The organism is Zunongwangia sp. (assembly GCF_048269745.1).
Classification (GTDB): Bacteria; Bacteroidota; Bacteroidia; order Flavobacteriales; family Flavobacteriaceae; genus Zunongwangia.
The window spans coordinates 1-21,583 of sequence record NZ_JBLXIB010000011.1 but is presented as its reverse complement, the minus strand read 5'-3'; the positions used below and the strand labels follow the sequence as shown (position 1 = coordinate 21,583).

Here is a 21,583-nt window from a genome sequence, read left to right as displayed (position 1 = left end):
AAATTTTACGAAAGCATCTATACAAATTATTACTTTAAATTTTTATTTATAAGTTATTGTAACTTTGAATGATTTGATTTTTTACCAAATTATAATCAAAACGATTTTTTGCTAAGTCATAATTAATTTTAAAAGCTCTATATAATAATCCTCTATCTTCCAAAATACGAGTTACTAAAAATTTAATAGATTCTATGGAAGTTGGATCATTAATTAAAAAACCATTCTTTCCATCTTCAATTATTTCCTCACTAACGCCTCCTGGATTAGATTGGATAGGAAAAGCTCCACTAATTATAGCTTCAATCATCGTATTAGCCATTCCGTCAGAAATGCTGTTACCGATATAAATAGAAGTCTTTTGCATAATTCGCAATACATCTTCCTGAATCAATGCATGTCGCGAAAATGATTCGAAAGGTAAGGACTTATCGGCAATATACCTTAAAACTTCGTTATGAGCTCCAAATACTATAACCTTATAACCTCTCTCACTGATTTTAGGTAAGATTTCTTCTAAAGCCCTTATTATCGTTAATCCTCTTCCGAATTTATGTTGATAACCTTTAACTAAAATTAGATTTCTGTTCGCATTAAAAAATTTTCCTTTTGAAGGAATATTATACCCCCCTCCTCCAGGATATGTACCAAAACTTTTTCCTTTAAACCCTAATTCTTTTGCTATCTTTTTATCGCGCTCATTATCAGCATGTAAATAATCAATCCTTTTAAGTGTCTTCGTTATTTTAATTGTTTGCTTTTTAAAATTTCTATAGTAATACAAATCACTTCCCCAACATGAGTATATCCATTTAATATGAGAATACTTCTTTTTATTTAAAACATTTAATAATGGATAAGAACATTCTTGCATTTCAAAACTATGAACGATATCTGGTTTAATCTGATTTAAAATTAGTTCAAATTTCTCTGCTTCTGTTACCTCAAGTAAGATTCTTAATTTTTGATATAAAATAGGTATTTTCTTTCTGAGAGAATATTCTCCTTTTATATAAGGGATTTTTCTCGTTTTCCATCCAGTATATTGTCTGATCCCCAATTCAGTTTGAAGCTTTCCTCTATCTAAAATATCAAACCAAAACAATTCCCAATTTTGATCTTTCAGGTTATCTATCCATCTGATAAAATGAATTGAAGGCATAGAAACAAATAAAATCTTCATTCTAACCAATTTTTTGTTAACCTATATACCCCAATTCCTTTTATTTTATGAAGACCAAAAAAATAAATAATTTCAAGAAGCTGGAACTTCATCTGATCGGTTCTAGTTATAAATTTTTCTTGAAGTAAGATTTGTTTAAGTTCCTTTAATTCTTTCCAGTTTATGCAATTAGAAAGTAAAAAGTAGTTTTTATAAAAATGATAAAATGTTTTTATCAGAGAACCTCTGTAAAGATTATATGTCTTTTCATCTTTTATTTTTTCTAATATAGGAGCTAAATTTTGATAATATCTAGCTAAAGAATTTACAATTACTTTCAAAAATGAAATACTATAGTTTGAATGTCTCTCTTCATTACGATAAAAGCAATCTTGAGCTATATTATTAATTACCAAAAAATTTTCAGTTTTATTCATTAATAATAATCTTGAAGAAAATTCAACATCCTGAAGTCTTTTAAGGCCTTCATCAAATCTTATGCCCAAAGATTCTTTTTTTATAAAAAGAGAAGTAATTTGCCAAGGAATTTCATGCCTAAGAAACATCAACAAATAACTATCTGAATTTCCCTCTTCTATATACCTATTCACTATTCTATTAGTATCACCCGGAAATTTATGAAAAACGGTCATCTTAAAAATCAAAAAATTCTTAGTGAAGTTTGCAATAGCTATATCAACTCTGGTTTCTATAGAAACAGTATGAAGAAGATCATCTGAATCTAAAAAAATTAAATAATCCCCATTGGAAAATTCTATTCCATAGTTTCTACAGGCATTTGCGCCTTTAGGTTTGTGGTTAGGACGATGACGATATTGAATCTTAGCGTCTTTTTCGCAATAGAATTCCATCAGTTCATCCGTATAATCGCTAGAGCCATCATCTATTACAATGCATTCCCAATTTTGATACGTTTGCATGATAACAGACTCCAAGGTTTCACCAATATAGTGAGCCCGGTTATAGGTTGGAATAATTATGGAAACTAAAGGATTATTCATTATTAAGGGACTAGCGATTTTATTAACTCATCAAGCCGATTTATATGTTTCTCTAAACTAAAATTATCCTGAATTCTCTTTCTAGAATTTTCTCCTATACCTCTAGCTAGATCTTTTTCACTTAAAATATGGTTTATCTTAACAGCCATAGTTTTATAATCATGTTCTTTTACTAAGAAACCATTATAACCATCAATTACGACATCGGGAATCCCGGCATGGTAGGTTGAAATAACAGGTAAGCCAGCCGCACAAGCTTCTAAAATTGCTACTGGTGTACCTTCACTATCCCCATCTTCTGCTATTACTGAATGCTGAACAAAAGCCAAACTTTCAGATAAATATGCCTGAAACTGTTCAGGAGATATAATCCCCGGTAAACTAACATTCTTCTCTAGACCAAGTGCAACACTTAAATTCTTGCAAGTATCCCAAAGCTCTCCTTTTCCTGCAATAATCAATTGAGCATTCGGAAATTCTTTTATAACCTCTGCAAAAGATAACAATAAATAATAAGGTGCTTTTTTATTTACAAAACGACCAACTGCGATAAATTGTTGGTTATTAAATAAAGGGTAGACCTTATAAAATTCAGGATTAGGACCATATGTATTTAATATAAGCTTGCTTTCTGGACAACCTATAGATAATAGATCCTGATACATTTTTTTTGAAACAGCTATTACATAGCTAGCATAATCAAAACTTTTTTTATAATTATTGTTTGCTTTAATTATTTGTTTTTTAGAAGCATCGTAGCCATGAAAATGGATTATTAATGGAATATTTAACTCCTTAATTGGCTTTAAACACATTTCAGCAGTAGTACCATATTCTGCCAATACCACATCTATTTTATTTCTTTTTAAAGAATCAATCAAAAGTTGGTTAAAGTACCAACTATATTTTTTCTTGAAAAGCTTTCTTTTTAATTTATAAAAGAGTGCCTTTGAATTTTTATTTATACTACCTTCCCCTTCGAGCCTTATATTTTTTGAATCTCCATAATAATAAAAGATATTTCCATCAAGATGATTTTTATGTGCCTGAATAAAGGTTTCTGAATACGCATTTTGCGAAGGTGATAGGATTGCAATATTCATTTTTATTTATTAGAAATTATATTGCTATCTAGTTTTTGCATTGTTTTTTTAATTTTCCTTTTTAAAATAAAATTTGCTTCAACTTTTTTATTTCTTTTTTCTTGCATCAATTTATTATCAAAAATTTCAGAAAACGAAATATAACGTATTTTAACTCCTGTACTTATCAAAAATTCATATACCTTTTTATCATTCTTCAAGAGATCTTTATAATTCGTAAATATTACATTTTTATGACCGTATAAATTTTGAATCAAAAGATTATTATAGTGCAACCAAATCTTAGAATAATGATCTACTAATTTTTGAAACTTTACTAAATAAATTAAATCTTTTAATCCAGTTATTCTAGATGGCATTTTCAAATTATGCTCTCTTAGAATCAATGAAGCAACAACGTCTTTATAATCTCTATAGACCACTAAAAAAACTGCATTTGGTATTAGTTTTTTGTAATATTCTATAAAAAGACAAGTTCTGGGTTCTTTCCAACCCCACTGCAATTTTACATTTTTATTAATTATCAATTTTTTTATCTCACCTTTTTGCTTAGATGAAAGCTTTATTTTTTTTAAATCTTCATGACCGCTAGAATGTATGTTGCATTCTTGTAAAAGTTTCATGTGAAGTTCTAAAAAATCAATATCTTCATAATATCCATTTTTATTAAATTTGGAAGCTCCGTATAACTCATCTCCTAAATTTAGTCCACATACATTTAGCCAATTTGCAGTTACAGATGTACCTGAACGGTGCATTCCTAAAATAATTACTACTTTTTTATCCACAATTTTCCCAATTATGGTTAATTAATACACCTTGCTTAACTGTAGGTAATTTTCCTGTTGAAAAAAAATCTCCACTTTCTATAGTGACCCTTTCACATTCATTTACTTCGTCCAATATTTTCTTTTTGGAAAAATCAACTGCGCGTAAATTTAGAAGATAATTTCCTTTAATAAATGGTATATTGAAAATATTACAAACGACAATATTATTACCCTTATCGAAATCAAATAAAAAATCAGTATGATAATTATTTAAAGTAGCCACAATATAACCATTACTATCTTTAAATTGTAACCTAATTTCAACATTCTTAAAATTCTTTACACAATTAAAAAAAATTTTAATTTTAAGATTCATTCCTGATTGAGGAGTAATAATTTCGTTATTATAAAAATCTTCATATTTTACCCCAGTAAATCTAAAATCATTTCCACCTAACCTTTTTTCATTTTCTAATATACTTACTCCTTTATAAGAATTTCCAGACATTAAATATTCTCTAATACAAAATTCTATATCGCCATTTAATTTTTCCTTCCCATTCTCCAAAACTATACCTCGTGTACATAAATTTTGAACACTCGCCATATTATGACTCACAAACAACACCGTTCTTCCTTCCCCGCTAGAGAGATCCTGCATTTTACCGATAGCTTTCTTTTGAAATTCAGCATCACCAACTGCTAAAACTTCATCAACAACCAAAATTTCGGGCTCTAGGTGTGCTGCTACCGCAAAACCTAAACGAACACGCATCCCACTACTATATCTTTTTACCGGTGTATCGATATACATCTCGCAACCAGAGAAAGCAATAATTTCATCGATTTTGGATTTGATTTCCGGCTTCGTCATTCCTAAAATAGCTCCATTTAAAAATATATTTTCTCTTCCAGTAAGTTCTGGATGAAAACCAGTGCCCACTTCAAGCAAGGAAGCTATTCTACCTTTAGTTTTAATACTTCCTGTAGTTGGAGAAGTAACTCTGGATAATAATTTCAGTAATGTAGATTTGCCTGCGCCATTTTTTCCTATAATCCCTAAAACTTCTCCCGGTTTTACTTCAAAATTAATATCTCGTAATGCCCAAACATAGTCTTCACTGGCTTTTGCCGAACGATCGTTGACGGCTCCCACTTTTAGATACGGATCTTCTTTTCCCCGAATTTGATGCCACCACCTGTTTAAATCGTGACTTAGCGTACCTGTTCCTACCGTCCCTAAACGGTACTGCTTCGAAATATTTTCTGCTTTTAATATCACGCTCATTATACCGTATCTATAAAATTCTTCTCCGTTTTATTAAAAATAAGTAAACCTATTATAAAAATTAACACACTCACGCCGATAGTATATAAAAAACCGATAAGGCTAAAAATTCCTTCATCTAATATCATATACCGAAATCCTTCTATTATTTGAGTAAGCGGATTCATTTTTACCAACCAGGCTAATTGCGGCATCTTCTCTTCTACCTGACTTACCGGATAAGGCACTGCTGACACGTACACCAACAATGAGGTTGCAAAACCAATCAAGACCGTTAAATCACGATATTTTGTGGTCATTGCAGAAATTATCATTCCAAACCCCAAACCCATCAATGCCATTAATAGTACATAAACAGGGAATAGTAATAAATTTGAATTGGGAGAAATAGAAAATCCTTGTAAAACAAAGTAAACATAAAATACTATTAAGATTAATAACTGAATTCCCAATTTCACTAATCCGGCAATTACTTTACTCATTGGCATGATTACTCTGGGAAAATAAACTTTCCCAAATAACGCTGCATTTTGATTAAAGGTATTTGAAGTACTGGTAAAACATTGGTTAAAATAATTCCATGCCGTTATTCCGGTTAAATTAAATAAAAAGCTTGGTACCGCTCCTGTTGGAATATTAGCAATATTATTAAATACTAATGTATAAATTACCGAAGTAAATAAAGGTTGAATAAAAAACCATAATGGTCCTAAAATAGTTTGCTTATAAACAGTTGTAATATCTCGTTTAACAAGCAATACTAATAAATCACGATACCGCCAAATCTCTTTAAAATTTAAATCGATTAACTTACGTTTGGGCGTAATCTCGTATAACCATTCATTATTCACTTTATGCATAAGATATTATTAATTGGCATTAACCAATTCTCTATTTTTGTATTTTTTTTGAAACTGATGATTGACTATTTGATAATACCAATTATTCAAAATTTTGTTTAAAACGCTTCCATGATTTTTTCAACTGATTTATTTTAGTTGGTGCAGATCCATAGCCTTTATTATATTTATTATAACCATAACCATAACCGTAGCCATAGCCGTAACCATAACCATAACCGTAACCATATTTTGCACGGTGTACAAAGTGGTTTAACACAAAACTTATATTTTTTAATTCTCCCTTATTATACTTTTGATTAATTGCTTCTAACATTCCTCGCTTCGTATAATCTTGTCTAATCATATAAATACTTGTATCTGCATATTTAACTAAACTTAAAGCATCAGCTACTAAACCAATTGGTGGCGTATCTAAAATAATATAATCATACTCTTGCTGAAGTTTTTTCATCAGCGCATCCATCTGATCGTTCATTAATAATTCGGACGGATTCGGTGGCACCGGACCTGAGGTAATTACATCCAGATATGGAATTTGACTTTTCTGAATAATTTCTTCAGAAGTAGTATCGTTAATTAAATAATTACTAATTCCTAAATCATTATCTAATTTAAAATCATCAAATATTTTTGGTTTTCGAAGATCGACCCCAACTAATATTGTTTTTCGCTGACTTAACGCAAACACGGTGGCTAAATTCATCGCACAAAAAGTTTTTCCTTCTCCTGAAACCGAAGAAGTTACTAGAAGTGTTTTGGCTCCTTCAATACCTTGCCTCTTATACATAAATTGCAAACTGGAACGTAGACCTCGAAATCCTTCTGAAATTGCCGATTTTGGATTTGAAAAAACGGCTAAATTATTTTTCAATTTACTTTTACCTATCATTCCTAAAATCGGAATTGGAGATAAACGCTCTACTTCTTGAGCATTATGAATATTAGTATTCATAAAAACTAATAAAAAAACAAATGTAAGTGGTATCACACCACCAACCATCACAGCCATTACATAGTTTAAACGTGTATTGGGGCCAATTTTACCACCGCCAATATCTTTAGCATTATCTATTACCAATACATCACTTACGTTGGCCGCTTTAATTAAACCCGCTTCGTTTCTTTTTTCAAGAAATAAATTATAAGTACTCTCGCTAATATTATATTTTCGTTGAATTTTAAGTAAATCTTGTTCTTCTTTGGGTAAGGATTTAATTTCGTTTTCAGAAAAAGCTATTTGCCGATTAATACTTTGCAATTCGTTTTCTAGCAATCCTCGTGAAGAGCTTATATTTTCTAATAAAACCGATTTTACACTATTAATTTTTCGGTCAATATCATCAAAAATAGGGGCTCCTTCTTTTAAACTATACTGATAATTACTTCGTTCTTCAGCTAATGCAATAAGTCTACTCACCGCATTTGAAATACTCCCTTCCGAAATACCTGCTACGGATGGAGCCGGAATATTCGAGTAATCTGTACGGGTTTCTAAATAGGTTTTTAGGGTTTTATAATAATTAAGTTGCCGAGAAGCATCTTCTTTTCGTACATCTAAATCGCGAAGTTTACTCGATAGTTGCTGACTTTCTGCTGAAATATCAATAATCTCATTGTTGTTTTTATAAGAATTTAATTCATCTTCAACAATTTTGAGTTCTTTAGATTTCACATTCAAACTACTATCGATAAATCGGATTGTTTTAGTTGCAAATAAATTTTTACGTTCTAACATATTATCACTCAACACCTGAACCGATCCGTTCAAATAATCTACTATTCGTGATTTATTATGACCGGTTTGGGAGAGTTCTAAAACTGAGGAACCACTAGATTCTGCTAATATTTTTACATTTCTAAATCTTGAAACAGCATTATCAAAATTCAAGAATTTTACATAAAATTTTTGCCCTTTTTTAATTGGCCGATCGTTACGGAGTACCGTTGCATTGAAAAATGGTGCAATTATCAAGTTATTGAACTCAAAATTTTTATCTAATTGAATAGCAGACGTAGCAGTAAAATTTTCTTTTTCTTTAGTTTTATAATTTTGTCTTGTATAATTTTCAGGTATCGTAGCTTGCATTGTAAAAGTTGCCGAATCGACTACCGTAATGGTAAATGGAATATTTAATGCCTGAAATTTTGACGTATCAACTTCTATGGTAAAAGGCATTGCTCCATATGCATCTATACGTTGGTATTCTCCTTCTTTTCGATAATCAACATAAAAACCGAGCTTTTCCACAACTTCTTCATTGTGAGTCCTCGATTTTAAAATTGTCATTGCCGTATTTACTTTGTCGGAAGTACCTCCCCAATTAAAAGTTAAACTTGTATTAGAAGTAAAAAACGGATTTTGATCATCTTTAATAGAAATCGAATTTGCGAGATTGTATACTGGTAATTTTCGAACATTATTGTAGTAAGCTACCCCTAAACTTATACTTACTGAAAGCAAAATAAGTTTCCAATAACTAATAACTTTTAGAACAAAGCCTTTAAAATCAAAGGTTGAACCTATATCCGATATGTGATCATCTTCTTGCGCCATGTATTATAATCGTGTAAAAAGCAATATGGTTGTGGATAATAACGAAATCACAGTACCTATGGTTCTAAAACTTTCTAGTCCTGTTGTTCCAGCTCCTAAGGCTTTTTGAGGTAATGGATCAACCATAATTAAATCGTTAGGTTGAATATAATAAAATGGATTATTGATAGCCTGTAAGCTTGTTAAATCGATTTGATGAAGTTCTTCTCCTGACGGATATTGGCGTAAAATTTTTACGTGCTCCCTATCACCCAGATCAGTAATTCCACCTGCATTAGCTATGGCTTCCATAATGGTTACTTTCTCTTTATAAATAACTTGGCTTCCTGCTCCAATTTCTCCAATAGTAGTATAACGGATACCTGCTAATTTAACTGTTACGAAAATATTAGCTTCTTTTTTAAAATAATCACGTAGTAAAAGTTGTTCTATTTTTTGTCTAATTTCTTCTGAAGTGTATCCTAATACATTTATATTACCTAAGGTGGGTACTCTAATATTCCCATGATCATCCACCGCAAAACCATCGTAATACATCCGCTCTTCTCCAGTTGCATTTAAATTTCCTTCATTAACCGGATTAAACATACCCATAATATCTTGGTCTAATGCTTTAACCCGAATACTCAATAAATCTCCTACTTGTATACGATACGGTTTATTGAGACGATGAATTTTTGCAATACTATCTATAGTCTGTTTATCTTTTTGTAGATACGAAAGCTTTTTAGTCGATATACAGGAAAATGCGGATAGACATAAAATAGTAATACAAAATAAAATAATTCTCCTCATGCAATCTTTTACATTTATCAAACAAATATAGTCCATGGGAATTAATAACAAAATTATTATCAGCTTTCTCGATATTTTACCTTTATTTGTAGTTAAATGGAACAATTGTGAATTATCTTTCAGTAGAAAATATCGCCAAATCGTATGGCGAACGTGTATTATTTACGAACATTTCTTTTGGAATTAATGAAGGCCAAAAAGTAGGTTTTGTGGCGAAAAACGGAACAGGAAAAACCTCGTTACTTAACATTTTGGCAGGGACCGATACACCCGATGAAGGTAATGTTGTCTACCGAAAAAACTTAACGACTTCTTTTTTAGATCAAGAGCCAAATTTAGACGCTCAATTAACCATTGAAGAAACTATTTTTTCTTCAGAAAATGAGACCCTTGATATTATTAAACGATATGAAGCAGCTTTAGAAAATCCTGAAGACGCCGAAGCTTACCAAAAAGCTTTCGAAGAAATGGACGCCGCACAAGCTTGGGATTTTGAAACGCAGTACAAACAAATTCTGTTTCAGTTAAAGCTAGAAAAACTCGACCAGAAAGTATCTTCGCTTTCGGGTGGACAAAAAAAGCGTTTGGCTCTAGCCAATATGCTATTGCAGAAGCCAGATTTCATAATTATGGATGAACCAACCAACCATCTTGATTTGGATATGATTGAGTGGTTGGAAGAATATTTCAGAAAAGAGAATTTCACTATTTTTATGGTTACGCACGATCGATATTTTCTAGAACGTGTTTGTAATGAAATTGTAGAGTTAGATGAAGGTCAATTATACACTTATAAAGGTAATTATTCGTATTATCTAGATAAAAAAGATGCTCGTTTAGCTTTAGAGGATACGAATACCGAAAAAGCAAAGCAACTTTTTAAAAAAGAACTCGATTGGATGCGCCGCCAACCCAAAGCTCGGACTACCAAATCAAAATCGAGAATTGATGATTTTCATGAAATTAAAGATCGAGCTTCTAAACGCCGAAAAGATCATCAAATTCAATTAGAAATAAATATGGAGCGCTTGGGCAGTAAAATGGTCGAGCTACACAATATTTCTAAAAGCTTTGAAGACAAAACACTTTTCGAAAATTTTGACTATAATTTCAATAAAGGAGAGCGGGCAGGAATAATTGGAAAAAATGGTACCGGAAAATCTACATTTTTAAATATCCTTACCGGAAAATTACAACCCGATACCGGTAAAGTTATTGTTGGGGAAACTATAAAATTCGGATATTACACACAACTTGGAATTACGGTAAAACCCGGACAAAAAGTAATTGATGTAATTCGAGAATTTGGGGATTATATTCCATTAAAAAAAGGAAGACAAATATCGGCTCAACAATTATTAGAGCGATTTTTATTTGACCGTAAAAAGCAATACGATTTTGTTGAAAAATTAAGTGGTGGAGAGAAAAAACGCCTGTACTTATGCACTGTTTTAATCCAAAATCCAAACTTTTTAATTTTAGATGAGCCTACAAACGATCTCGATATTGTAACACTCAATGTATTAGAAAGCTTTCTATTAGATTTCCCTGGATGTTTACTTGTGGTATCTCACGACCGGTATTTTATGGATAAAATTGTAGATCATTTATTTGTGTTTTCAGGTAATGAAACTATAGATAATTTCCCTGGTAATTATTCTGATTATCGCGCTTACGAAAGTAGTGCTGCTACTTCAGAACCAAACAAAGAAACTCCTAAAACCGGAAAACAAGATTGGAAAGAAGAAAGTACCGGAACAAAATTAAGTTATACTGAACAAAAAGAATATCAGAAATTAGAGAAAGAAATAGTAAAACTTGAAAAAGAAAAAGAGAAAGTTCAGCAAAAATTTTTAGAAGAGATGACCGGTGAAGAAATCGATCAAACTTCGTTAGAACTTAAAACAATTACCTATAAAATTGAAGCTAAAACGGAACGCTGGTTCGAATTAATGGAAAAAATGGAGGCTTAAATAAATATTCTTCATTTTCAATTTACTAATCTTTACAACATACCTTGCAAAACTTCAGCTTACCAAATTTATTTGTGGCTGAAGTTTTTGCTTTTATAGTACTTTCAAAAAAACCTAACGGAATACGACCATTTTCTGTTGGAAGCAATTCGCAATTATTTTTGTGTATTACTCTTACAAAGTTCAATCGCTTTTTCTTTTCGATATAATAATAATCTAAACTCATGCTGTATTGCATTTGCCGAAGAATGCACTACAAATATACGGTAAAAATTAACATTAAATTTACATCTAGAATCCAATTCTTTAGATTATAAAGCAATTAAAATAGAATATATCACACCCTTTATATTATCATATAATAAAAATTACACGGTATTTTTAACCAATATGATAATTATCATATTAAAAATTCAGAATACGTTATATTTTTATTCTACTAAAAGAAATTAATAATTAATTATAAGAATAAATACTGAGCAATTAAGAAAACGTTGTAGTGACGCTTATCTAAAGATGAATGTATCATCACTAACTGGAACTATAATTTTTAAACTTTACTGCCATGCAAGCTAAAAAAAACCCGAAAGTAAGTATCAGCCGAAATAGTATTTTCTTTTTTCAGATAGGGTTAATAATTGTACTAGGCGCTGTATATTTTGGGTTAGAGTGGAAAACCCTAGAAAAAAATGTTGCTCAAAACTATCAGGTTCAGGTAGATGAAGAATTAACGGAAGATATTCCAATTACTCAAATGAATACGCCGCCTCCTCCTCCTCCGCCACCAGCACCGGTAATTCCTGAACTTATAACAGTTGTTGATAATGAGTTAGATATAGAAGAAGATGACATAAAATCTACTGAAACTAGTCAAGATGATAAAATAGAAAATGTAAAAGAAGTAGAAGATATCAATGAAACAGGTAATGCAGAAGAAGAAGAAATTGCAGATGTTCCTTTTGTAATGGTTGAAGACGTTCCTATTTTTCCGGGCTGTGAAAATTTAAAAGACAATGATGCTCGAAAAGCTTGTATGGCTGAAAAGATCGATAGGTTTGTAAAAAAAGAATTTAACAACGAATTAGGGGCAGAATTAGGTTTGTATGGTATTAATAGAATTATCGTAGTATTCAAAATAGATAAAAATGGAAATATAACCGATATTAAAACTAGAGGGCCTCATAAAAAACTAGAAGAAGAAGCAAAACGTGTGGTAAAAAAACTTCCTAAAGTAATACCAGGCAAACAACGTAACCGGCCGGTAGGAGTTATCTATTCGCTACCTATTGTCTTTCAAATTAGAGAACCATAAACTATACTATATATATGACATAATTTAATAAGAATCCGTTTGAATTGGCCAGGCCTTTAAAAGTATCCTTTTAAAGGCCTATTTTATTTAATATATTCGTAAAAGAATAAACTTAGAATACGATTTTTTGAATTTTTGTTTCAAAAACTAACAAAAGTCATGTTTTAAAATTGTTAATAAATTTAACTTTATACCATAATAAAACAAACAGGTAAAGCCAAATTAAATTCTGTCTATTATGAAAACTATCCTCGTACCAGTAGATTTTTCTAAAGCTTCAATAAATGCTTTTAAATATGCGGTTGAGTTTGCTTCTAAAGATGCTATTCAAATTTTTGTGATACATATTAAGGAGACAGAGGAAGATGATGAAAAAGAAATACAATCTAAAATAGACGAATTACAAGAAACAGTTTGCAAACGTCCTTTAGAAATTTCAACTATTATAAAAGCAGGCGACCTTAATGAAGAAATGATTAAGATTCAGAAAAGGGAAAAAATTGACCTTATTATAATGGGAACTAAAGGTGCAAGAGTACGTACAAAAAACATGAATTCTAAAACTTCTGAATTTGTACATATAGCAGATTGCCCTGTATTGGTTATACCTGAAAATGTAGAAGATTTTAAATTAGATACAATTCTATTGACGCTTGGTAAAGAAAAAATTGTTGACACCAATGCGCTTTACACTCTGTTAGATGTAGCCAGACATTTCGGTGCAGAAGTTCATATTTTAACGGTTAGTAAAGACGATGATTTTTATGCTAAAACTCATGAAAGTAACGAGAATACTCTAAAATATTTCTTAGAAATATTTTATTCTCACCATAGCTTTTTTGAAAGTGACGATATTGTAGAAGGCATTATACAATACTTAGGTAAGCATGATATCGACATGTTAGCAATTTTACCAAATACACATGCTAAAAACGGTTCTGCTTCCGAGGGTAAACTAACTAAATTATTAAGTTTACATACTACAAAACCATTACTAGTTTTAGACTAAAACAGTTAAATCTAGCCAAACAATTCAACAGAATTTCGTATATTAACAATTCATTCAACTATTAAATTAAACGTCATGAAAAACGTACAAAATCTCCCAACTGCAAAAGATCTTGAAAGATACGGAATAAAAACCGACACTGCTTTCTGGAACTTAAAAGGTGAAGAACTTCAAAAAATCACACTAGAAAAAGAAATGGGTAGAGAAACCGAAAACGGTACTTTAGCTGTTAATACTGGTAAATTTACTGGACGTTCTCCTCAAGATCGTTTTTTAGTGAAAGATGACTATACTAAAAACGTATGGTGGGGTAAAACAAACAAACCTGTTTCACCAGAAAACTTCGATAAATTATACGATAGAGTTACCGATTATTTAAACGGTAAAGAAGTATATGTTCATGATGGGTACGTATGTGCTAATCCTGAATACCAAATGAATGTTAGAACTATTACTGAATTTCCTTGGTCTAACTTCTTCGTAAAAAATATGTTCTTACGTCTAACAGACGAACAACTTGAAAATTTTGAAGAAGAATGGGTAGTACTTTGTGCTCCTGGTTATTCTGAAGAAAATCCTGAAGAATATGGAATTAGACAAGGTAACTTTAGTATTCTTAACTTTACTAAAAAAGTAGCTTTAATCGCTGGTTCTGCATATACAGGAGAAATGAAAAAAGGTATTTTCTCTGCTCTTAACTTAATTTTACCTACAGAAAAAGATGTATTACCAATGCACTGCTCTGCTAACGTAGGTGAAGACGGAGATACTGCTATTTTCTTTGGTCTTTCTGGTACTGGTAAAACAACTCTTTCTGCAGATCCTGAAAGAAAACTTATTGGTGATGATGAGCATGGATGGACAAGAGATAACGTAGTATTCAACTTCGAAGGTGGATGTTATGCTAAAGTAATTGATCTATCTGCTGAAAAAGAACCAGATATTTACAATGCTATTAAACCAGGTGCTTTACTAGAAAACGTAGTATTTAAACCAGGTACTAAAGATGTAGATTACTTAGACGGATCTATTACACAAAATACACGGGTAAGTTATCCAATTGATCATATTGAAAATATTCAAGAAAATTCATATGCTGAAAATCCTAAAAATATTTTCTTCTTAACTTGTGATGCTTTTGGTGTATTGCCTCCAGTATCTAAATTAACTCCTGGTCAAGCAGCTTACCACTTTATCTCTGGATATACTGCTAAAGTAGCCGGAACAGAAGCTGGTATTACAGAACCTGTACCATCTTTCTCTGCTTGTTTTGGAGAACCATTTATGCCTTTACACCCAGCTGCCTATGCTGAAATGTTAAGCGAAAAAATGAAAGAATCTAACGTAAACGTATGGTTAGTTAACACCGGATGGATTGGTGGACCTTACGGAGTAGGTTCTAGAATTTCTTTGAAATATACTAGAAGTATGATCACTGAAATATTAAAAGGAAAATTAGAAGATGTAGATTTCGAAATGCACCCAATATTCGGATTACAAATGCCAAAATATTGCCACGGTGTACCTTCTGAAATATTAAATCCTATGAGTACTTGGTTACAAAAAGGATCTTATATTCAAAAAGCAATTCAGTTAGCACACTCATTCCACTTAAACTTTGAGAAATTTGCTTCTGAAGCTTCTAAAGAAATCATTGAAGGTGGTCCACTAATCGACGAACACCACAAAATGAATTCTGTGATGTAACAATAGAGTTTAGTTTCATTTTTGCAGAAAACTCACGCTTTTTTATAAAAGTGTGAGTTTTTTTATTTTCACTAATTTATGCTCAACAAAAATACTCTCCTACTCTACTTTCCTAATCAATTATATAGTTTATCCAAAGAACTCTAATACTAAACTTAGTGTTAGTTAAAAATCTAGTAATAATGCTTAATCGAAAATGATTAAATATCAATACAATTTTATTCTTCCTTAGTATTCATCAATCTCAATATAATTTACTGAATAACTCAATTGTACTTATTACTTTATTTTATACAAACCAATTGAACAGTCTATAAACAATATTATAATTCTGATGTTCTTAAAAAATTCTTAAAAAACTTAAAGTTATAGGCATAAAAAAACGCCCGACTTTTAAAGTCGGGCGTTTTTTATAATTAGTATATTTTTATTTTGTCCAGTCTGTTTTAAAAATAATAGCTAAACGTAACCTATTATAATCTTTATGTTTAAAATCGCTTCGTAAATACCCTACTTCCATTTTATAATTTGGTGAAAAGGCATAACCGATATTTGCGCTAAATCGATTCTGATTAAAATGAGGCTCTTCAAAATTTAAAAAAATTTCGTTAAAGATATCTACAAAAAAATGTTTAGTTATCGGATGAATTAATTTTAAACGATATCTAAATCGATCGCTATAACTATGTTTATGATTTTTTTTGGACCAATTCTGTTCAAAACGAACTCTTTGTATAATTTTTAATTTATTGTATTTAAGTGAATAATTAAATTGCTCAAATAATCTATCTAATCTTTTTCCGGTTACTGAATATTTTTCTAAAGTTTTTGAATAAAAATAATCATAACCTAAAGTTACATTTAAATGCGGGGTGACTTGATAGCCCAATCCCGTTCGAGCTAAAACAAAGTGTAAATCTTCTACTCCATCATAAGTTTGATAAATCATTATTGTAGGAATATTCCATTTTTCGGCTATTTTGTGATTCCCCGCCAAAAGGGTCCAAGAACCTAAACGATCTTCTGCGTTTTGTGCAGTAATAACAAGAAAATTTAGGAGTAATAGAGGTAATAGTACCTTCTTCATAACGCCATAATTTAGAGATGCAAATATACAATTTTATAGCCGCAAAACCTTGTTATCATTGAGTTTATAGCTATTTTGAATTTACTTTTTCAGCACAAAAATTCATATAATTTGTAGTATGTGTATATTGATCAGTAAAATTAATTATAACTCAAGTTATAGTATAAATTAGCTTATAATTGACTGGTTTTTTGGAAATTTATAGAAAGAACAGTAGTTCCTTTATAGAAGTTAAAAAAAGAATTTTAAACTTCGACAAAACAAATTAAGCAATAACTTTACAGCACCTCAATATGAGCTATAAATCGATTTTATGCCTTCTAAAATCATCTGGAGAAATACCCACATATTTTTTGAAAAAGCGAGAAAAATAAGAATTGTCTTTAAAATTTAACTGATAAGCCACTTCTGAAATAGATAAACTAGAATTAATTAATAAGCGCTTACTTTCTAATAAAATCCGGTTCCTTATCATTTCTCCAGCAGACTGTCCTCTAATTTTTTTGCATAATGCATTTAAGTAATTAGGAGTTACATTTAATAACTTAGCATATTCTTTTGGTAAATGTTTCTTTTTAAAATCTTCTTCAATTAATTTTTCGAAATTTCGTAAATGATAAAATTGATGTTTACTCTCATACCATTCTCTGCAAATTTTTCCTACACTTCGATCTGCCTTTATAAAGAGTTCTAAAAGATATACTCTAATTAGATCGAACTTATGTTCTCTATTAGACTGAAACTCTTTTAAAATCTCTTCAAAAATTAGTTCTATACGGCTAAGTTGTTCTACACCCTTTAATTTAGAATGATAACCATTTGCCATAAAAAAAGAAAACTCATTTAAATAGTCACCTTTTGATAAAAAGGATGAAAAAAAGGATTCATTAAAGTTTAAAAAATAGCCTTTTATACTAGAATCTATCTTCCATCGATGTACTTGCCCTGGAGCTAAAAAATAAATATCACCAGCATTTAAATCGTAATTTTCAAAATCGATTAAATGTACTCCTTTACCTTCTGTTATAAACATAAGTTGGTAAAAAGCAAGACGATGTGGTTTTTCAGCAGCAGCACATTGTTTTAAAAAAAAGTCTTGTAGATTAAAAATAGCAAAATCCGGTACTGTACGTTCATTTGATGTCAAACTACAAATATCATACGTAGGTATACTTTTCTTCATAAACTACTTTTGCTATAAATTTACGATAATTTTAACAAAAATCGATTTTACTTTTTATGTTCAAAATAGGACTTTTTACTTATTTTTTTAATAAAATTTAAATAAAAAAGCCTCGGGTTTATAACCTAAGGCTTTTCATTAAACTAATTATAACATAAATAATTCTATATCAAATTATTTTTTTTGAGATACTTTAGGAGAAAGCACTCCTTCTACAATTGCAGGTTCTGCATTTATTTTTTTAGCAATTTCCTGAATATCCTCAACAGTAATTCCATCTACAAGTTTCTCGAAGCTTTTCTGAGTTCTAACAGGCTCACCTTTATCTAAACTTGATACTATTTGTGATAACCAAAAATTGTTGTCTTTTAAAGCTTCTTTTCTATTCTTTTTGATATTGTTTTTTACTTTCTGTAATTGAACCTCGTCAATATCATTCATTATATTTTCTATTTCTTCGTAAACAATACCGATCAGCTTATCTTTTTTATCTGGATTACAGTTAAAACTCACATTAAGGTTAAAATTACTAATTGGTTTACGTGATATATTGCCCCCTACGCTAACTCCGTAGCTTCCTCCTTCTTCTTCTCGAATAGTCTCCATATATCGTTTATTCAATAATTCACCAATCATATAGGTAGCCATATTATTTTTTGCAGAATATTCTATTTCACCATTATAAGAAATACTTACGGTTGCTTGTGGAGTTTGCATATCTTCTGAAATATGAACTTTCGTAATTCCTTTTTTAGGACGCATATGACGATCTACAATCGATTCTTTTTTACCTTTTGGAATGCTACCTAGATACTTTCGAGCTAACTTCAATAAATTTTCTTCATTAAAGTCTCCTATAAAAACAAAGGTGAAATCGCTTGCATTTGAAATTCGAGTAGTATAGATTTTCGAGATTTTATCAAATTTAATTGAATCGATAAGAGACTGATCGAAAATCAATGTTCTATCACTATAATTTGTACTTGCTAACGAAAGTGAATCTTGAAATACACTCTGTACATTATTCTTTTTAGCAATTAAGTTACTCTCTAAATTTTGTTTTAAAATATTGAATGCATTTTTATCAAAACGAGGAGCAGTAAAATACAAGTAGATTTCTTGTAACATTATTTCTGCATCTTCTGTGCTCGACATTCCTGATACATCCTCACTAAATTGATTAATAGACGTATTTACCGATACATCTTTACCAGCTAATAACTTTTGTAATTCAATTTTATTTAACGATCCTAAACCAGATTGAGACACTAAATAAGGTGCTACCAATACATTTGGTAGGTTTTCTGTAGTAATTAAAGATTGTCCTCCAGGACTAAAACCCTGTGCATATAGTTTGTCTTTTTCAAAATCAGTTTTATAAAAAGCAAGTTTAATACCGTTTGATAGGGTATATAAATTACCATCAATACCTTTTATTTTTTCTTTAGAAACCACACGGGCTCCCTTCAAATCTTCTTCTACTAATTTCTTATCAAATACTTTTTCTGAATAAGGTTTTAGTTTCTTATTAGTTACCTCTTCAACAAGTGATAAAACCTCAGATTTATTTGGATATGAATGTTCACTAGATCCTTTAAAAGCTACTCCTCTACCTATTTCACCTTGATATTTTGATAAATAATCAATAATATCTTGGTTTGTAATTTTATCTACTATTGAAATATCATAATCTAATGTCCATTTATAATCTGTAATTTGTTCTCCACTAAAGAAAGCACTATAAATTTCTGATGCATAAGAATCGTTACTACGCTTATTGATGTTCTTTTTTGAAGATTCAAAACTTGTTTTAAAAGCAGCTTTAGTTCTTTCCAATTCTGCTTCTGTAGCACCATATTTAGCAAAACGATTATATTCGGTAAGTGTAAAATCTAGCGCAGCTAATAAACTATCTTTTTTAGGTACAATGTTTAATGTTAATACTTCTAAAGGTCTAACAAATTCTTGAATTCCTAAACTAGCATTTAATACCGGACTATCTTCTGACACCATTAATTCAGACAATCTATTATTTAATATGTAATTAGCATACCCATTAATTAAACCTTGTTTTTCTTTCTCTAGAACAGATAATTCCTCTGTGTTACGTTTTATAAAATAGCTAACAGTTGGTTCACCTAATTCTTTATCAGTTGCTTTTAGATAAATAAAGTCTTTATTTAAAGGAACATCGAATTTGGGTCTCTTAGGCAAATCTTCTCTTAATGGAATTTCAGAAAAAACTGATTTCACTTTCTTTTCCATTTCCTCAGGATCTACATCTCCTACAATAACTACAGCTTGTTGGTCGGGACGGTACCAACGTTTGTAATAAGCTCGAAGGGTATCATATTTAAAATTATTAACAATATCCATTTTACCAATTGCCATTCGGTTTTCATATTTAGATCCTTTTAAATATCCTTCTAACCAAATTTTAGAAGAAGCACGGTAATTAGGTGTATTTCTACTTCTCCATTCTTCATTAATCACACCTCTTTCATTATCAATCTCTTTATCTGTTAATGATAAATATCCAGACCAGTCATGCAATACAAGTAATACAGAATCTATTAATTTTTGATTCTGAACCGGAACTTGATTAATGTTATATACTGTTTCATCGAAACTTGTGAAGGCATTAATTTCCGAGCCAAACTTAATTCCATTTTTTTCAAGATATTCTAACATTCCTTTATCCTGAAAATTATCTGAACCATTAAATGCCATATGTTCTAAAAAATGTGCTAAACCTTGCTGGGTATCATTTTCTAGAATAGATCCTACATTCTGGGCAAAATAAAATGATGCTCTATTTTCCGGTTCTTCGTTATGCATTATATAATAATGCATTCCATTTTCTAATTCTCCTTGAACTATATCAGCATATTTTATTTTCTGCTGCTGTCCGTAGCCAAAACTGGCTATTAGTACAAATAGTAAAAAAATATTTTTACTTAATCTCATTTTATAAATTTTAGATTTATTACTTCTTTTTATAAGCTTTAATACCATCTTTTAACCATTGTGTATACGATTCTATATCCGGATCGTAAGCTGTTGGCTCTTCTAGCATCGCTCCCTCATTATCGATAAGTACATAATAAGGTTGTGCATTTGCTTTATAATGTGTTATCTGAAAATCGCTCCATTTATTCCCTATTGTTCGTACCTTATGACCCGTGGTTTCCGATACATATTGCTCTTCTTCTGGTAACTCCTTTTTATCATCTACATACAAGGATATCAATACCACCTCATCTCGCAATATACTTTCCACCTGTGGATCAGGCCACACGCGTTCTTCCATCTTTCTACAGTTTACACATGCATACCCTGTAAAATCTAATAACACCGGTTTCCCTTCTTTCTTGGCATAAGCCATTCCTCTTTCATAATCTTTAAATACCGGTAAATCTAATGGGCCCAGTTCCATCCCCTCTTCTAAAGTTTTAGGAGTTGCCGCTAATCCTCCGCCTTCGCTATTCCCAACTCCATAAGGGGATTCGCTATATTGCATTGGTGGCGGAAAGCCGCTTATCCATTGTAAAGGTGCGCCCCATAGTCCGGGAATTAGATAAATGGTAAAAGTTAGCACCACTAACCCCAAACTTAATCGTCCTACTGAAATATATTCCAAAGGACTATCATGTGGTAATCGAATTTTACCAAAAAGGTATAAAGCTAAACCACCAAACACGGCTATCCAAATTGCTAAAAAGGTTTCACGTTCTAATAAGTGCAGTTGTAATACT

Annotated in this window: 16 protein-coding genes; 4 read left to right on the top strand and 12 right to left on the bottom strand. The window is 30.7% G+C overall.

The window, feature by feature from the left end; translation table 11 throughout:
* Positions 1-46: 46 nt before the first annotated feature.
* The 8 genes from ACN0WI_RS12625 to ACN0WI_RS12590 all read right to left on the bottom strand — a co-directional run bounded on the left by ACN0WI_RS12625 (position 47) and on the right by ACN0WI_RS12590 (position 9,557).
* Complete coding sequence (locus tag ACN0WI_RS12625) at positions 47-1,183, bottom strand: glycosyltransferase (protein ID WP_417887304.1); 1,137 nt, start codon at positions 1,181-1,183, stop codon at positions 47-49.
* On the bottom strand, positions 1,180-2,184 hold the full coding sequence (locus ACN0WI_RS12620) for a glycosyltransferase family 2 protein (protein ID WP_417887302.1): 1,005 nt from the start codon (positions 2,182-2,184) through the stop codon (positions 1,180-1,182). The genes ACN0WI_RS12625 and ACN0WI_RS12620 overlap by 4 nt, the downstream gene beginning before the upstream one ends.
* A 2-nt stretch (positions 2,185-2,186) precedes the next feature.
* Positions 2,187-3,287, bottom strand: a complete 1,101-nt coding sequence (locus ACN0WI_RS12615; protein WP_417887301.1) for a glycosyltransferase family 4 protein — start codon at positions 3,285-3,287, stop codon at positions 2,187-2,189.
* A gap of 2 nt (positions 3,288-3,289) precedes the next feature.
* Positions 3,290-4,075, bottom strand: coding sequence for a sulfotransferase domain-containing protein (locus ACN0WI_RS12610; RefSeq protein WP_417887300.1), 786 nt, complete (start codon positions 4,073-4,075; stop codon positions 3,290-3,292).
* Complete coding sequence (locus ACN0WI_RS12605) at positions 4,068-5,345, bottom strand: ABC transporter ATP-binding protein (protein WP_417887299.1); 1,278 nt, start codon at positions 5,343-5,345, stop codon at positions 4,068-4,070. Before ACN0WI_RS12605 ends, ACN0WI_RS12610 begins: the two co-directional genes overlap by 8 nt.
* On the bottom strand, positions 5,345-6,205 hold the full coding sequence (locus ACN0WI_RS12600) for an ABC transporter permease (RefSeq protein WP_417887297.1): 861 nt from the start codon (positions 6,203-6,205) through the stop codon (positions 5,345-5,347). The genes ACN0WI_RS12605 and ACN0WI_RS12600 overlap by 1 nt, the downstream gene beginning before the upstream one ends.
* Before the next feature lie 82 nt (positions 6,206-6,287).
* Complete coding sequence (locus ACN0WI_RS12595; protein WP_417887296.1) at positions 6,288-8,762, bottom strand: polysaccharide biosynthesis tyrosine autokinase; 2,475 nt, start codon at positions 8,760-8,762, stop codon at positions 6,288-6,290.
* A gap of 3 nt (positions 8,763-8,765) precedes the next feature.
* Positions 8,766-9,557, bottom strand: a complete 792-nt coding sequence (locus ACN0WI_RS12590) for a polysaccharide biosynthesis/export family protein (protein ID WP_417887295.1) — start codon at positions 9,555-9,557, stop codon at positions 8,766-8,768.
* Positions 9,558-9,664: 107 nt separating this feature from the next.
* On the opposite strand from ACN0WI_RS12590, the gene ACN0WI_RS12585 reads away from it, so the two are divergent.
* From ACN0WI_RS12585 to pckA, 4 genes are all read left to right on the top strand, one after another.
* The gene (locus ACN0WI_RS12585) at positions 9,665-11,530 is read left to right on the top strand and encodes an ABC-F family ATP-binding cassette domain-containing protein (RefSeq protein WP_417887294.1); all 1,866 of its coding nucleotides are present in this window, start codon (positions 9,665-9,667) and stop codon (positions 11,528-11,530) included.
* Between the two features lie 565 nt (positions 11,531-12,095).
* On the top strand, positions 12,096-12,842 hold the full coding sequence (locus tag ACN0WI_RS12580) for an energy transducer TonB (protein WP_417887293.1): 747 nt from the start codon (positions 12,096-12,098) through the stop codon (positions 12,840-12,842).
* 238 nt (positions 12,843-13,080) lie between these two features.
* Positions 13,081-13,851, top strand: a complete 771-nt coding sequence (locus ACN0WI_RS12575) for a universal stress protein (protein WP_417887292.1) — start codon at positions 13,081-13,083, stop codon at positions 13,849-13,851.
* Between the two features lie 75 nt (positions 13,852-13,926).
* The gene (gene pckA, locus ACN0WI_RS12570; protein ID WP_417887290.1) at positions 13,927-15,558 is read left to right on the top strand and encodes a phosphoenolpyruvate carboxykinase (ATP); all 1,632 of its coding nucleotides are present in this window, start codon (positions 13,927-13,929) and stop codon (positions 15,556-15,558) included.
* A 427-nt stretch (positions 15,559-15,985) separates the two neighbouring features.
* Here pckA and ACN0WI_RS12565 read toward each other — a convergent pair whose 3' ends face one another.
* The 4 genes from ACN0WI_RS12565 to ACN0WI_RS12550 form a co-directional block, all read right to left on the bottom strand.
* Positions 15,986-16,645, bottom strand: a complete 660-nt coding sequence (locus tag ACN0WI_RS12565) for a DUF2490 domain-containing protein (protein WP_417887289.1) — start codon at positions 16,643-16,645, stop codon at positions 15,986-15,988.
* A gap of 298 nt (positions 16,646-16,943) precedes the next feature.
* Positions 16,944-17,828: a helix-turn-helix domain-containing protein gene (locus ACN0WI_RS12560; protein ID WP_417887288.1), complete on the bottom strand. Its 885-nt coding sequence runs from the start codon at positions 17,826-17,828 to the stop codon at positions 16,944-16,946.
* A gap of 174 nt (positions 17,829-18,002) precedes the next feature.
* Positions 18,003-20,795 carry a M16 family metallopeptidase gene (locus ACN0WI_RS12555; protein WP_417887287.1) on the bottom strand — a complete coding sequence of 931 codons (2,793 nt, stop codon included), beginning with the start codon at positions 20,793-20,795 and terminating at the stop codon, positions 18,003-18,005.
* A 19-nt stretch (positions 20,796-20,814) separates the two neighbouring features.
* The coding region (locus ACN0WI_RS12550; RefSeq protein ID WP_417887286.1) for a thioredoxin family protein at positions 20,815-21,583 on the bottom strand (769 nt) is incomplete at its 5' end.

Bases quoted from the DNA above. Each gene is read 5' to 3' on its own strand.
- ACN0WI_RS12625 (WP_417887304.1), bottom strand. From the start codon at position 1,183: ATGAAGATTTTATTTGTTTCTATGCCTTCAATTCATTTTATCAGATGG.
- ACN0WI_RS12620 (WP_417887302.1), bottom strand. From the start codon at position 2,184: ATGAATAATCCTTTAGTTTCCATAATTATTCCAACCTATAACCGGGCT.
- ACN0WI_RS12615 (WP_417887301.1), bottom strand. From the start codon at position 3,287: ATGAATATTGCAATCCTATCACCTTCGCAAAATGCGTATTCAGAAACC.
- ACN0WI_RS12605 (WP_417887299.1), bottom strand. From the start codon at position 5,345: ATGAGCGTGATATTAAAAGCAGAAAATATTTCGAAGCAGTACCGTTTA.
- ACN0WI_RS12600 (WP_417887297.1), bottom strand. From the start codon at position 6,205: ATGCATAAAGTGAATAATGAATGGTTATACGAGATTACGCCCAAACGT.
- ACN0WI_RS12595 (WP_417887296.1), bottom strand. From the start codon at position 8,762: ATGGCGCAAGAAGATGATCACATATCGGATATAGGTTCAACCTTTGAT.
- ACN0WI_RS12590 (WP_417887295.1), bottom strand. From the start codon at position 9,557: ATGAGGAGAATTATTTTATTTTGTATTACTATTTTATGTCTATCCGCA.
- ACN0WI_RS12580 (WP_417887293.1), top strand. From the start codon at position 12,096: ATGCAAGCTAAAAAAAACCCGAAAGTAAGTATCAGCCGAAATAGTATT.
- ACN0WI_RS12575 (WP_417887292.1), top strand. From the start codon at position 13,081: ATGAAAACTATCCTCGTACCAGTAGATTTTTCTAAAGCTTCAATAAAT.
- pckA (WP_417887290.1), top strand. From the start codon at position 13,927: ATGAAAAACGTACAAAATCTCCCAACTGCAAAAGATCTTGAAAGATAC.
- ACN0WI_RS12565 (WP_417887289.1), bottom strand. From the start codon at position 16,645: ATGAAGAAGGTACTATTACCTCTATTACTCCTAAATTTTCTTGTTATT.
- ACN0WI_RS12560 (WP_417887288.1), bottom strand. From the start codon at position 17,828: ATGAAGAAAAGTATACCTACGTATGATATTTGTAGTTTGACATCAAAT.
- ACN0WI_RS12555 (WP_417887287.1), bottom strand. From the start codon at position 20,795: ATGAGATTAAGTAAAAATATTTTTTTACTATTTGTACTAATAGCCAGT.